Here is a 15,287-nt window from a genome sequence, read left to right on the forward strand (position 1 = left end):
TTATTAAATCCAACATCTTGCACCATTTGCAATAATCCATTTAGGGGCGCAAATACAGGCTTTTAGTAATAAATACTTATTGTGCCAATTTCGAGGGCGGAATGTTGCGATGTTCGCTCGACATTAATCTAGGCTATAGCTTGAAGGTACTTAGTACAAGTTTAAGCCGATGTCGTTTCCCAAAGGTCGATCGAGCAAAATTGAATTGAGCGTCTTAGCGTCGCATCCTGAGTTGTTGACAGGTTTAGATGCGTGGCTGCGGCTAGGTTTACTTTCGCCCGCTGAGGTTGAGGAATTGTGCCGACAGTATTTAGTCTGCCCACTCAGAGATCCCGCTGTAGACCTTTCTGAAATTGAGAACCAGCGAGCTCCTATTGCCGAGCCAAAAGTACCTGCCTTATCAACGCAGAAAGCAGTACCTAGCAGCAGAGAAAGCGTTGCTAGACCCAGAGAAACTACTCAAACCCCTAATTTTATCGCTCAAATTTTGCACTCGCTAATGGCAGAAATTAGCGTGGTGTGGCTTTTATTTTTAGGAGTGTTCATGGTAGTTGTCTCCTCTGGAGTCTTAGCTGCCAGTCAGTGGGAAAGATTTCCTGCCGCCGGACAATATGGAGTTTTATTAGCTTATACTTTAACCTTTTGGGCGATTAGCAGTTGGGCAAACAGACAGCATAATTTGCACTTGACTGCTCAAACTTTGCAAGAAGTGACGCTGTTGCTAGTGCCGATCAATTTTTGGGCAATGGATACTTTTGGATTGTGGCGGTATCCTTCGGATTGGGCGGTAGCGATCGCAGCGGCACTTATTTTGACTTGGATAACTGCCCGGATTATCAAAGATCAATATCAAAGCTTTTCAGGACAAAACATCACTCGCTCGATCGCCTTAAATCATTTGGGATTGAGTTATTTGCACTGGGGGTGGGCCTTGGCAGGCTTTGCCCTTACTGCGGTTTATGTGGGTACAGTGGGAACTGCTGCTACTACAGTTTATCAAATTCAGCAACAACGATTGCAATCTATCCAACGTGGGGCAAATACTGAAACATTCCCCGCTGCTTTCAGTTTGAGCAGAGATTTTCTGACTTACAAAAAAGCGGCTTTAGTAGCTTATTCGTTAGGAATTTTACTGGGTAGAGCGATATTTGTCAAGGATGTAAATATCGCTGAAATGGGTTTAGCTTTGGCGATTTGTGGCGTGCTTTTAGCATGGCTAGATTGGCAGCAACCTCGGCAATCTGGAACTATTGAAAACAATATATCCGACCAGCCAAATCCCAGCAACTTTTTTAAATGGCAATTAGCGGGAATGGGTTTGTTGGGTTTGGGATACCTGGTTTGTTTTCGCGACATTCCGCTACAGGCGATCGCAGTTAGCGGATTGGCTGTTTGGTTTTTTTACAACCGTGTAGTGCGGTTTTGGCAAGAGTTTGATTTGCTAATGCTTGAGGCGGTGGGGCTTCAGATTATTTGGCTGTTTTGGCGAGTGCTTCCTTTAGGGATTAGAACACAAGTTGTGGCATTTTTAGCTCAGCTTACAAACTCTCAGGAAACTCCTTGGGCTTTTTGGGGTGTTCTGCTGTTGCCTTATTTAATTTTAATAGTAAGTGTGGCGCAGTGGCTCTACCGCAAGCGAAAGTTTCAACTTGCCAGTTTTGGCGAAAACCTTGCTCTCGGTTTGGGGAGTGGTTTAACTATTATTAGTTTTGTCAATCCGTTTTGGCGATCGCTCAATTTATTAGTTTCTACTTTAATTTTAGGTTGGATCACTTGGAAATACCTAATTCCCGATAATTCCCGCCGAGTCTCAATGCCGGCTTCTGCGGCTGAACAACCTGGAAATCCGGCAATTTTGGTTTCCCTAACTCACATTATTGGTTTAGGCGCGATCGCTTCGGCAATTGACTTATTTTTTCCCAACCAGCTACCCAATATTTGGTCGGCAATATTATTAATTTTTATGGTGGCTGAGTGGGTATTTTTTGTCGGGATGAAAGCGGCGAATTCGCGAGAAAATTCTATCTTTTTTCGCTGGCATCCTGCATGGTTCCAAAGTTCCTGGTATCTAGGCTTAGTATTAGCAGGATTTAGCTTTGTCTTGTTGCAAAATTATTTGATTGCGGGTACTGCAACTTATCGCCCTCAGTGGAGTTTGCTCTGGGTGGCGACTCCTTTGGCTTTGACTGCTGTTGCTAAATATACTGAGGTTCCTCACAAACGAGTTGCCAGTACCTTTAGTACGATCGCCCTAATATTCGCACAATTTCTAATTTTTACTTTTCCGGGATATCGGTTAATTGGTTTTGGGTTGGCCACCGGATTAATGTTGGTCAATACTTACTATTTAGTAGAGCTACCAGCGGCTGCGATTGGAGTGGGGTTTGGCTTGAGTTTCGTAGCTGCGGTGATCGATCAATTAGGTTTTGTGTCTGGTTGGCTTTGGGGAATTGCCGGGGCGATCGCACTTTTGTCTATGTGGTTGCTTCGCAGCATAATAGTTCGTTTTTCCAGCCGTTTGTCTGAGCCTTCTCAATTAGCTGAAATTTACGATAGAGCTGTAGATGGGTGGGCAATCTTACTGGCAAGCTTGCTGTTAACAACTATTACTTTTTATTCCTATGAACTCTACGCAGACAGTACCTTGAGTTTTCCACCATCTGCTGAAGTTTTGGCTGCTATTTTGGTGATAATGGCTGCGATAATTTTCCGAAGTTTACGGCAACTTTCCCCTCTGGCAATTTATGCTCTGGCTTGGAGTTTGGAGTTATTGACAGCAGTCGGTTTAAGTTTTGTCGATCGCACTACGATTAATTTGGCAGTGGCTAATATCGCTCTCGGATTGTTTACTCAATTATTGGGTGATGTGTGGCGGCGCCGCCACTTTGATCCAACAATTTTACCTAGCATTCATTTTATACCTTTGGTTTACGGGGTATTGGGTTTAACTTTCCGATCGCACACTTTGACGAATTGGACTGGTTTAACTGTGTTGGGTGCGTCTTTAATTGCGATCGGTATTGGTAGGCGGGAGGCAGAATTCAAACCTTTGGTTTATTTGGGATTAATTGGCGTGTCCCTTGCTGCTTACGAATCGCTACTATATCAACTTTTTCAAACACCGGGAGGAGCTTTTGGCGATGGCTTAATTGTCCTGGCAACTCTGGGCACAACTTTAACATATATCTATCGCATTTTATCTCCTTGGCTCAGTAATTATTTACATTTAACTAATGCAGAGTTAAAAATATTTGCTCACCTGCATTGGGTTTTGAGCAGTTTGCTGCTGATTTGGGCTTCTGCCGATGATATTAAGTCCGGCCTAAGTTTAGGATTAGTCACTGGTGCTTTATTAGTTCAATACGCTTTCTTGCAAGGGCGAAATAATCTCGCTCGCCAATGGGCCGAAATTTGGATTTACTTGGGCTGGCTAGAAGCCTTTGGCATCCGGCTTTATTGGATCAATACGCCTTTAGTTAAGTATATTTCCGGGCCGCTGGGGCCTTGGAAAGTTGCCTTCGCTTCTCTATTTGCCTATTTCATTTACATTTTGCCTTGGGACAACTGGGGTTGGTCAAAAAAACCTTGGCAGGTAATTGCTTCGCTGATTCCAATAGTTACTATTTTGGAAAGTCCGGCTAAGTTTTATCCGATTAGCTTGCTGATAGCTGCTACCTTCTATTTTTTCCTGGCTTGGGAAAGGGAAGAAGTCCGTTTTACCTATGTGAGTGTGGCGATAATTGACTGGATAATGCTGCGGTGGTTCTGGCAAATAGGATTGACTCAGCCAGAGTTTTATGTTACTCCTTTAGGACTTTCTTTACTTTACATTACTCAGTTCGATGGCACTCTCAAATTACCAGCAGAAAAACCGCTGCGCCACACTCTGCGAATGCTCGCAACTGCGCTGATTTGCGGCATACCTCTTTTGACTCAGCAAAGCCACGGTTTAGTTGCGGCAGCTTTTAGTTTAGTGGCGATTGCAGCGGGTTTGGCGCTGCGAGTTCGGGCGTTTTTGTTTGTGGGAACTGGAATTTTTTTAATCAATGTTTTCTATCAGTTGGTGGTTCTGATATTCGATTATCCGCTGATAAAATGGGCGATAGGTTTGGCTTTTGGGATTGCGTTTATCTGGATTGCTGCTACTTTTGAAACTCGGCGCGATCGCATTTCTGCTTTTGTACAGCATTGGGTTGTGCAATTACAATCGTGGGATTAGATTCGCCATTGTAAGGCGGGCAATGCCGGCCCTACTGAACGACTACTGGTCGATGTAGTATAATCACATTATTAGACCTGTGACCGCAGACAAAAACTCTTATATTCCCGGCATAACCAATGATCACAACTCAGTTAATCAAGCGGTTATTTACAGTAAAAGAATATCATCAGATGATTGAAGCTGGCATCTTGACAAAAGATGATAAAGTGGAATTAATTCGAGGAGAAATTGTTCAAATGGCCGCCGTCGGTAGAAGGCATACATCTCATGTCAAGCGTCTGACAGAGTTATTCTATATCCGCTTATTATCGAGAGTAACCATTGGAGTTCAAGATCCGGTAGAATTGGACGATCACTCAGAACCTGAACCGGATATTTCCTTGCTGCGGCGGCGCGATGATTTTTACGAATCGGGACATCCTCAGTCTGAGGATATTTTACTAATTGTGGAAGTAGCGGATGCAACCGCTGAAACTGACAGAAATATCAAAATTCCTCTTTATGCCGAAGACAATATTGTAGAAGTTTGGCTGGTAGATATTAACGAGCAATGTGTAGTAGTTTATCGCGAACCTTCTCCTTCGGGATACCAAAATATTCAAAGATTTCAGCGAGGTCAGGTTTTATCTATTCTAGCTTTTCCAGATGTAGAAATTGCTGTAGATAATGTGTTGGGATAATAGAGTCATAACTCATACCATTTTTGATTTTAGATTTTAGATTTTAGATTTTAGAATTGGGAATGATATCGTTTCCGGTTGTATCGGAATGATTTAACCGCAGAGGGCGCAGAGAACGCAGAGGGAGAGAATACAGAGAGGAATAATTCCGATGCTACCGAATTTGATATGACTGATTATATAAGGATTTGGAGCTTGCCTAAAGTTGCTTTTTTTAAACTGGTTTCATTTAATTAAAAACCCGGTTTCTGCGAGAAACCGGGTTTTTAATCAACAGTATTTATCCGTTTTTAGAGCCGATTAATGGCTCAATGCGAATTCGGGCAATTTCGGCTCAGATGAACCATCGGGCACTACCTTAACCTGACCGTTTTCATCCACATCAACGATCGCCTTTTGGCCATCTTTCAGCTTCCCAGACAGCATTTCCTCAGCCAGCACATCTTCCAACAACCGCATGATTGCGCGGCGCAAAGGTCGAGCACCGTAGCTGGGATTGTAGCCTTCTGTAACTAACAAGTCCTTGAACCGTTCCGTGACCGACAAAGTAATACCCTGTTCGGTTAAGCGGCTGAAGACTTGCTGCAACATAATGTCCGCAATCTGCTTCACTTCTTCCCTGTTCAACTGGCGGAAGACGATAATCTCATCCAAGCGGTTGATAAATTCGGGACGGAAAAACTGTTTCAGTTCTTCGTTTACCAAGCTGCGAACGCGGTTGTACTGACCGTCTGCGGCACTTTCAGCAAACTCGAAACCGAGACCGCCACCGCCTTTTTCAATCACTCGCGAACCGATGTTTGAGGTCATGATCAGCAGTGTATTCTTAAAGTCTACTGTCCGACCTTTAGCATCCGTCAAGCGGCCGTCTTCCAAGATTTGCAGCATCATGTTGAAGACATCCGGGTGAGCTTTTTCGATTTCGTCGAACAAGATGACCGTGTAAGGACGGCGCCGGACTGCTTCTGTTAGTTGGCCGCCTTCGTCGTAACCGACGTAACCGGGAGGCGAACCGATGAGTTTGGAAACCGTGTGGCGTTCCATGAATTCGGACATATCTAACCGAATCATGGCTTCTTCGGAACCGAAGAAATAAGTTGCCAAGGCTTTTGTAAGTTCAGTTTTGCCGACGCCTGTGGGGCCGGAAAAGATGAAACTGGCGATCGGGCGATTCGGATTTTTCAAGCCTACCCGCGCGCGGCGGATGGCCCGAGAAACTGCGGTGACAGCTTCTTCTTGACCGATCAAGCGCTGGTGCAGCGTGTCTTCCATGTGCAGCAGCAATTCTGATTCGGATTCTGTCAGCTTGCTGACCGGTACTCCCGTCCAATTAGCCACGATGTGGGCGATGTCTTCTTCGGTGACGATGGGAGAAGTTTTGAGTTGGCTTTTGTTGATCGTAGCTTCGGCGATTTCGGCTTCAATTTCTAATTCGCGATCGCGCAATTTTCCAGCTTTGTCGAAGTCTTGCTCGCGCACTGCTGCATCTTTTTCTTTTGTTACTGCAGGCAGTTGCTTTTTGAGCTCTTTAACTTCGGGCGGGGTTTGTGAATTCATCACGCGGACGCGGGAACCTGCTTCGTCAATTAAGTCGATCGCCTTGTCTGGCAAAAACCGATCGTTAATGTATCTGTCTGACAGTGTGGCCGCTGCTTCTAAAGCTGCGTCGGAAATTGTCAGTCTGTGATGCTGTTCGTAAGCCGATCGCAACCCGTACAATATTTCTATTGTTTCAGCCACGCTCGGTTCACCGACTTTGATCGGTTGGAAGCGCCGTTCTAAGGCAGCGTCGCGCTCGATGTGCTTGCGATATTCGTCCAAGGTAGTTGCGCCGACACACTGCAATTCCCCTCTAGCAAGGGCTGGTTTGAGCATATTGGAGGCGTCCATGCTACCTTGAATTGCGCCTGCACCGACTAAGGTGTGAATTTCATCAATTACCAGAATGATGTTGCCGGCAGCGCGAATTTCGGCCATGATTTTCGTCAGCCGTTCTTCAAATTCGCCTCGGAACTTTGTACCAGCAATCAGCGAACCCATATCGAGGCTGATTACTTGTTTGTCTTCTAAAATTTCCGGGACGTTTCTATTAACAATGCGCTGGGCTAGGCCTTCGGCGAGGGCTGTTTTGCCGACTCCCGGTTCGCCTACTAACACTGGATTATTCTTCGTGCGGCGGCCGAGCACTTGGATCACGCGCTCGATTTCATTTTCGCGGCCCACTACGGGATCGAGTTTGCCTGCTGCAGCTAACTTGGTCAGGTTTGTGCCGAATTCTTCTAAAGTCGGGATTTTGCGATCGCCGCTATCTCCCCTACCTCCAGGTACCGCCGCGACTTCTCCCACGGCACGAATTACCTGCGTGCGGACTCTCTGGCGATCGATTCCCAAGTTTTGCAGCACCTTCGCCGCCACCCCTTCATCGTCCTGAATCAGCCCCAGCAGGATGTGCTCGGTGCCGATGTAATTGTGGCCTAACTGCCGCGCTTCGTTCAGCGCCGTCTCAAAAATGCGCTTGACGCGGGGCGTAAAAGGAATTTCTGGCGGGAGGAACCCGGAACCTCTACCGATGATATTTTCGATTTCATTGCGCGCCTCTTTCAAGTTGAGGCCCATATCCAGTAATACTTTTGCAGCGATGCCAGTGCCTTCGCCGACGAGCCCCAGAAGAATTTGCTCGGTGCCTACAAAATTGTGACCGAGGCGTCGCGCTTCCTCTTGGGCTAGCATGATTGCTTTAATGGCTTGTTCTGTAAAGCGTTCAAACATATTTTTTCTATCCTACTGTCTTGGCGAGGGCTGTATCGCTGCTGGTGAGGAGCGATTTGGAACACTACACAAATTATAGATGTAAATTTTTGTGTATTTCCTTCTCTAACAATGTATCTTGCTAAAGGGGTAGGGACAGTGGGGAGACCCGAATAGTAGGGGTGTGGTTGCCGTCCGCTGTCGATCGGATATTAATTGAGAATAATAGTAGCAAAATGGCTTAATTGCCTGAATCCTTACATTTTATGTATAAATTATATTCTTGTCCGAGTAAATAAAGCTTGATTTTTCTTTGCCTAGGTACATGGTTGAATTAAGCATATAACTGTTGCCGTGTCAAGACTTTTGACGGTTGAGAGTGGTGGTGCCGTCAGCCAACAGCCAACAGTCAACAGCGAACAGCGACTAGAATCAGATATATTTTCAACTCTGAGGAGAACTCCATGCAATTTCTCTCGCAATACCAAATCCACTCCACTCTCCACGAAGGTATCGAAACGATTATTTATCGAGGAAAAATCCTCACCCACCAGGATACAACCGTACTCAAAATCCTGAAAGCTGAATATCCTACCCTCGATGCAATTACCCGGATCAAGCACGAGTATCGCATTCGCCAACATTTAGACCATCCAGGCCTAGTTAAAGTCATTAGCCTAGAAACCTTTGATAACCGTCTCGGCTTGCTTTTAGAAGACTTTAATGGCGAATCTATCGATCGCCTCATGTCCAGACAAAAGCTCGAAGTCATCACCTGTTTGAGGTTTGGCATCCAACTTATAAAAACTTTAGAATATCTACACCTTCAAAAAATTATTCACAAAGATATTAAGCCGAGCAATATCATCCTCAACAGCCAAACAGGAATTATTAAACTGACAGATTTCGGGATTGCTTCGCGATTATCCAAAGAAAATCCCCAAATTAATAATATTAACTCGATAGTCGGTACTTTTGCTTATATGTCTCCCGAACAAACCGGGAGAATGAACCGCACCCTCGACTACCGCACCGACTTTTATTCTGTGGGGATTACCTTATATGAAATGCTGACAAATCAATTGCCATTTATGAGCAACGACCCGTTAGAGATAGTTTACAGTCACATAGCTTGTCAAGCAATTTTACCCCATCACATTAATTCAGACATTCCACCAGCAATTTCACAAATTGTGATGAAATTGATTGCCAAAAATGCCGAACAGAGATATCAAAGCGCAGGCGGATTGTTGGCAGATTTAGAAATTTGTTTAAATCAGTTAGAAACTACAGGCAAGATAGTAGATTTTACGCCGGGAAACTTAGATATATTGAGTCAGTTATTGATTCCTCAAAAATTGTACGGTCGGGAAACACAAGTCAGCGAACTATTGGCAGCATTTGAACGTGTAGCTAATCATTGCGAGGAAAATTCTTCCCCTTCCCAAATTGAACTGATCCTAGTGTCTGGTTATGCAGGTATAGGCAAATCGGCCGTAGTTAGCGAAATTCAAAAACCCATCACCAGACAGCGGGGTTATTTTATTTCAGGTAAATTTGACCAATTCAAACGCAATATACCTTACGCATCTTTAATTCAAGCTTTTCAATCTTTGATCCAGCAGTTACTTGCCGAAAATAACAAAAAATTACAAGATTGGCAACATAAACTTTTAGCCGCACTAGGCGATGCCGGACAAGTAATTATTGACGTGATTCCCGAACTAGAATTGGTAATTGGCAAACAGCCTGCCGTTGCAGAACTTGCCCCCACAGAAGCACAAAACCGCTTTAACAGGCTATTCAAAGAATTTATCCACGTATTCGCGCAAAAAGAGCATCCATTAGTTATATTTATCGATGACTTGCAGTGGTCAGATTCAGCGACATTGAAATTAATGGAATTGCTAGCGACTGACCCAGATAGCAAATATTTACTATTTATTGGAGCCTATCGAGACCATGAAGTTAGCTCTACACATCCTTTAATGCAAACAGTAGAGTACCTTCAACAAACGGGTATTGTTATCAACAATTTAGTGCTGGAACCTCTTTCTTTAGCCCAGGTTACTGAGTTGATTTCTGAGACATTGAATGACTCAGCCAGAATTCAACCTTTAGCGGAGTTAATTTGGAATAAAACTGGTGGGAATCCTTTTTTCTTGACGCAATTACTCAACACTCTTTATCAAGAAAAACTTTTGAGGTTTGACTTTTCCCGGCTGCTGTCTCCCGGAAGCAGAGGGGAGTGGCAGTGGAACATTGAGGAGATTCACGCTATTGGCATCACAGATAAGAGTGTAGTTGAACTGGTAGCCAGTCGGATTCAACAATTGCCAGAGACTACACAACAAGTTTTGAAATTGGCTGCTTGTGTTGGGGACAAATTCACTTTAGATGTTCTCTCTACTGTCAACGCAAAATCTCCCTCAGTCACGGCGACTGAACTCTGGGATGCTTTGCAAGCGGGGTTAATACTTCCATTGAATGAGAGTTATCTCATTCCTTTATTTTTAGATGGAGAAGCAGGAGCTAATTTAACTTTCGATTCTTCGCGAATCAGCTATAAATTTTTGCACGATCGCGTCCAGCAAGCTGCATATTCGCTGATTCCTGATGATGAAAAGAAAGTCACTCATCTTAGCATCGGTAAATTGCTGTTTGAAAATACGCCCGCCGATAAAGTAGAAGAGAAAATTTTTGATATTATCAACCAGTTGAATGTAGGAATTGATTGTCTGCTCCTGCAATCAGAAAAAGATGAATTAGCAGGATTAAATTTAATTGCTGGACATAAGGCAAAAGTAGCTAATGCTTACGAACCCGCTGTTAAGTATTTGAATGCGGGAATGTCGTTATTAGCACCTGATAGCTGGGAGCGCAACTATAGCATGACGCTGCGCTTGTATGTAGAGACGCTAGAAGCGGAATATTTAAACACCAACTTTGAGCAAGCAGAAGTTTTGGCAGAAGTGGTTTTGCGATCGGCTAAAAACCAGCTTGACATAGTGAAAGTGTATCAGCTCAAGATCCTATTTTATCAGGCTCAAAGCCAGATGCTAAAAGCTGTTGAAACAGGTCTAGAAGTGCTGGAAATGCTGGGACTAAACCTATTAGACAACGAAACCATTGCAGTGCCAAAATTGCCGCGAATTGAGGAATTAGAAAACCTGCCAGTTATGACAGATCCATATCTACTGGCAGCTATGGAAATCCTGACAGCCCTCTATCCTCCGGCTTATATTGCCAAACCTGAAATTGTGTCCTCCCTCGTCTTGACTATGGTCAATCTTTGTATCGATCACGGTCATTCAGCATTAGCTACTTTTCCCTATACTCTTTATGGAATGATTCTGTGCGGCATCGAAGGCGACATCGAAGCTGGTTACTACGCTGGATTAATCGCTTTAAAGCTGCTAGAACAATTTAATGCTAGCCAACAGAAAGCTAAGGTTTATGTAATGTTTAATGCTCATATAAGAATCTGGAAAGAGTCTACTAAAAATACACTTAATTCATTTTTAGAAGGGATGAAAGTTGGTGTAGAAAATGGTGATTTAGAATGGGCTGTTTATAATTTTATGCACTATATTACTAATTTAGTGTTAGTGGGAGAACAGTTAGAATATGTCGAAGAAAGACAAAGCGTTTGTATGGAGTTTTTGCAAAATAATAAACACGAATTTGCCATGGGTTATGCTCAAATTTGGCAAGTAACTGCTTCAAGCTTAAGAAGCAAAACAGCAGAGCAAGTACGGTTAGTTAGCGGCAGGTTGGATGAACCTGCTGTGATGTCCCGTTGGCAGAAAGAAAATAATCGAATGTCGCTGTTTGCAGCGTATGTTGGTAAATTGATCGTGCTTTATTTATTGAAAGATTATGCTGCGGCTGTTGCCCGCGGTAAATTAGCGGCAGAATATGCAGATGGGGCGATCGGCTTAATCACTGTTGGGGTACACAATTTCTACTATTCGCTGGCCCTCCTCGCTCACTATCCTGACAGTGAGAATCAAGAAGCATACCTAGCTATTGTTAACTCTAATCAGCAAATTATGAAAAAGTGGGCCTACCATGCACCCATGAATTATCAGCACAAGTACGAGTTAGTTGAAGCTGAGAAAGCTCGACTTTTCAGCGATAAACTTGCAGCCATGGATTATTATGACTTAGCTATTAAAGGAGCGGCTGCTAACGGTTACATCCAAGAAGAAGCATTAGCTTATGAATTAGCTGGAGAGTTTTATCAATCTTTGGATAAAGAGATAATTGCTCAATCTTATCTGACAAAAGCTTATTATGCCTACATCCGCTGGGGAGCTATAGCAAAAGTTAAATACTTAGAATCCCGTTATCCTTATTTAGTCGATCGCAATCAAGGATCAATATCTAAGAATGTTGATCTCATGACTGCTACCACTACTGTTGACAATAGCTTGATGCTGGATTTACCAACTGTTGTCAAAGCATCTCAAGCTGTTTCGAGCGAAATTATCCTCAGCCGTTTGCTAGAGAAACTTGTACAGCTTGTAAAGGAAAACGCAGGCGCTCAAAAAGTATTATTTCTTGCCAAGACAGGTAATCAATTATTCATAGAAGCTGGACTTACAGGTCAGTTTAATGATGTAACCCTGTTACAATCTCTCCCGATAGCCGAATCCGAGAACCTCCCACTTTCATTAATTAACTATGTAGAAAGAACCCAAAAATACTTGGTTTTAGATGATGCTACCCGATCCGATCAATTCCAATTTGACCCTTATATTGTGGCCAATCAACCCCTATCTATCCTGGTATTGCCAATTATCCATCAAGGCAACCTTACGGGAATTTTTTATTTAGAAAACAATTTAACAAAAGGTGCTTTTACTACCGACAGGGTAGAAATTTTGGGAATCCTCTCTGCACAAGCAGCTATTTCTCTAGAAAATGCCCGTTTTTATACTATTCTGGAAACGCGAGTAGCCCAAAGAACTGAGAATTTGCATACAGCACTGGAAGAACTTCGCCACACTCAAGTGCAGCTAATTCAAAGTGAAAAAATGTCCAGTTTAGGTCAAGTTGTCGGGGGAATTGCTCACGAAATTAATAACCCGATTAACTTTATTTATGGAAATTTATATTACACCAACGAATACGCTGAGAACTTACTAAATCTACTACGTTTATACCAAAATAATTACCCAAATCCAGTGTCCGAAATAGTAAATGAAACAGAGCAAATAGATTTAGATTTTTTAATGAATGATTTCACTAAAATGATAGATTCAATGAGAGTGGGCGCTGCTAGAGTTCGCGATATTGTGCTGTCGCTGCGAAACTTTTCTCGGCTAGATGAATCAGATAGAAAATGGGTTAATATTCACGAAGGTATCGACAGCACGTTGATGATTTTGGATCACAAATTAATTGATATTCAAGTTATCAAGGAGTACGACAATTTGCCTTTAGTGAACTGCTATCCGGGAGAAATTAATCAGGTATTTATGAATGTCCTGACCAATGCGATTGATGCTTTTTCTCGCGAAAGAGGGAGTGAAGTTGACTCGAAACAGACTCCGACAATTCAGATTTGCACTGAAGTCGCGGAAGGAAATCAAGTAGCGATTCGCATTGTTGATAATGGTGTGGGGATGAGTTCGGAGGTACGCGGTAAAATATTCGATCCGTTTTTTACTACTAAAGAGGTAGGTAAGGGGAGTGGTTTGGGATTGTCTATCAGTTATCAAATTGTTGTAGAACAACATGGAGGAAAGTTAATTTGCAAGTCGGAACATGGACAGGGCAGCGAGTTTACTATACTGCTGCCGTATTGATTAATTAAAGCCATCGTGAAAGCAACTGTTCAATTACTTCCACAAAGCCGATCGCAATTTGAATCAATGGCCAACCCACCAGACAAATTAACACCGCCCAGCGAGTTTGAATATCCAAACCTTGGCGAACCGCCACAATTACAGCTAGCAAACTCCACACAGCTAATATCCGCTCTATTCCTTCTCCCAGCAAGGGAATTAAGGTTAAGAAATTCAGAACTTGGGGGGCGTAGGCAAATCCGATTGGAACCAGCAACTCGCCATAAGTTACGTGACCCGGTTTCAGCCACTGCCCGATTTTAAAGATAGTGAAAGTCCAAAAATAATAACCCCCCGCGACTGCCAAACCCTCTATCAAAAGTCCTAGAAATAATACTGATAGCTCAGTTCGGTTGATTAACAAGATGACAGCACTGCCCAACACGCGGGACAGCGCAGCTAAAATTACAATTGTTAAAGCTATTCGCTTAGTTCTGCCAGTGTAGGGAGTTTTTTCGTAAAAATTGCCGTTCAAAGAAAGTGCGTTCCAAAGCGTTGCGCCCAAACCTGCAATTGAATCTTCTCCCTTCACGTTGAACTCCTGCTCCTCAAGATAGTTGACAATTTTTACAGAATAAGCTCTAATACAGCAGAATCACCGAACTATTTCTAGGTAATTAAGTAATTAATTGGCATTCTACCAGATTTTATTAAATGCTAAGATTGATTTTACGGATACTTGCATGGTTGCGCGGGGGAAGTTTAAATTTGTTGCTCATCGCAGGTGTAATCCTGATAATTTGGGGCATTCTTTCGCCGGTGGGAACTGTTATATGGTGGCTGAATCAAAGTGCAGAAACTTTTGGTATCAAGAAAAATCCGCCGGAGATATTGCCCTCAAACAAGGGCAATCTAGCAGCGCGCAAGTCTTCGCCACTCAATTGCTATATCATCTTTTTACCGGGAGTTGGCGATTTTTCGGGGGACGAATTAACCCCTGGTGAAGAGTTTTTTCTCAAGGGTTTAGTTAAAAGTCACCCGCAGTGCGTAGCAGTGGGCGATGTTTTTCCTTACTCAGCCTCTAACAAAAGTTTAGGAGGAGAGCGGTGGCTAGCTCCTTTTTGGCGGTTTGCAGAACAGGCACAAAAAGGGCCGATTGCGGGGAATATATTCATTAAAATTCGCAACCTTTGGAGGTTTGCAATTTCTCTAGATTATCGCTACGGCTTTGCATACAATCAGGGAATTGCTAATGCAATTATCGATCGCATGAATGCTCAATCTCCCATTCCAGTTAATTCTAAACAACCTTTGAAAGTTATTTTAATTGGCACTAGCGGCGGCGCACAAGTTGCTTTGGGTGCTACTCGCTATCTTAAAGAATGGCTGAAGGCAGAAATTACGGTTATTTCGGTTGGGGGCGTGTTTTCGGGAGAAAATGGTTTTGCAGAAGCCGATCGCATTTTCCACTTTCGCGGCACTCGCGATTCAATTGAGGATATTGGCGGCATAGTTTTTCCGAGTCGCTGGTACTGGTACGCGACTTCTCCTTTCAATCAAGCTCGTTTGCAAGGCCGCTATGCAGAAGCTTTGAGTGGCCCTCACAAGCACGACGGCGATGAGGGATATTTTGGGGAAAATCTGGCGGCGGACAATAAAAAGTATGTAGATATAACCCTGGACAAGATTAATCAATTGCCTGTTTGGTCTAAGGGCGCGTCCGATTGATGAGTTCTTGCATATTCGATGCCTGTACAATTATAATTAAGTTAGGAGGAAAAATTTTAGTTTTAATTTATTCATACAGAGAGGAGTGGCGTTCATCATTAACAACTAATTTTATTA

At 43.3% G+C, this 15,287-nt stretch carries 6 protein-coding genes; 4 read left to right on the plus strand and 2 right to left on the minus strand.

What is annotated here, in order from left to right:
- Window positions 1-169: 169 nt before the first annotated feature.
- The gene (locus NDI35_RS07840; RefSeq protein ID WP_445312231.1) at window positions 170-4,219 is read left to right on the plus strand and encodes a hypothetical protein; all 4,050 of its coding nucleotides are present in this window, start codon (window positions 170-172) and stop codon (window positions 4,217-4,219) included.
- Window positions 4,220-4,338: 119 nt separating this feature from the next.
- Window positions 4,339-4,902: a Uma2 family endonuclease gene (locus tag NDI35_RS07845; protein WP_445312232.1), complete on the plus strand. Its 564-nt coding sequence runs from the start codon at window positions 4,339-4,341 to the stop codon at window positions 4,900-4,902.
- Window positions 4,903-5,202: 300 nt separating this feature from the next.
- Here the strand turns inward: NDI35_RS07845 and NDI35_RS07850 are convergent, their stop codons facing one another.
- On the minus strand, window positions 5,203-7,671 hold the full coding sequence (locus NDI35_RS07850; protein ID WP_445312233.1) for an ATP-dependent Clp protease ATP-binding subunit: 2,469 nt from the start codon (window positions 7,669-7,671) through the stop codon (window positions 5,203-5,205).
- Between the two features lie 443 nt (window positions 7,672-8,114).
- Here NDI35_RS07850 and NDI35_RS07855 point away from each other — a divergent pair, with 443 nt between their 5' ends.
- On the plus strand, window positions 8,115-13,463 hold the full coding sequence (locus NDI35_RS07855; RefSeq protein WP_445312234.1) for a trifunctional serine/threonine-protein kinase/ATP-binding protein/sensor histidine kinase: 5,349 nt from the start codon (window positions 8,115-8,117) through the stop codon (window positions 13,461-13,463).
- A 4-nt stretch (window positions 13,464-13,467) separates the two neighbouring features.
- Here the strand turns inward: NDI35_RS07855 and NDI35_RS07860 are convergent, their stop codons facing one another.
- On the minus strand, window positions 13,468-14,034 hold the full coding sequence (locus NDI35_RS07860) for a hypothetical protein (RefSeq protein ID WP_445312235.1): 567 nt from the start codon (window positions 14,032-14,034) through the stop codon (window positions 13,468-13,470).
- 122 nt (window positions 14,035-14,156) lie between these two features.
- On the opposite strand from NDI35_RS07860, the gene NDI35_RS07865 reads away from it, so the two are divergent.
- Entirely contained in the window at window positions 14,157-15,170 is a 1,014-nt protein-coding gene (locus NDI35_RS07865; protein ID WP_445312236.1) for a hypothetical protein, read from the plus strand.
- The last annotated feature ends 117 nt before the right edge of the window (window positions 15,171-15,287 follow it).

Source organism: Microcoleus vaginatus FACHB-2002 (genome assembly GCF_040004035.1).
Lineage (GTDB): Bacteria > Cyanobacteriota > Cyanobacteriia > Cyanobacteriales > Microcoleaceae > Microcoleus > Microcoleus vaginatus_C.

Excerpts from the sequence above, each read along its gene's own strand:
- NDI35_RS07840 (WP_445312231.1), top strand. The coding sequence starts at position 170 with ATGTCGTTTCCCAAAGGTCGATCGAGCAAAATTGAATTGAGCGTCTTA.
- NDI35_RS07845 (WP_445312232.1), top strand. The coding sequence starts at position 4,339 with ATGATCACAACTCAGTTAATCAAGCGGTTATTTACAGTAAAAGAATAT.
- NDI35_RS07850 (WP_445312233.1), bottom strand. The coding sequence starts at position 7,671 with ATGTTTGAACGCTTTACAGAACAAGCCATTAAAGCAATCATGCTAGCC.
- NDI35_RS07855 (WP_445312234.1), top strand. The coding sequence starts at position 8,115 with ATGCAATTTCTCTCGCAATACCAAATCCACTCCACTCTCCACGAAGGT.
- NDI35_RS07865 (WP_445312236.1), top strand. The coding sequence starts at position 14,157 with ATGCTAAGATTGATTTTACGGATACTTGCATGGTTGCGCGGGGGAAGT.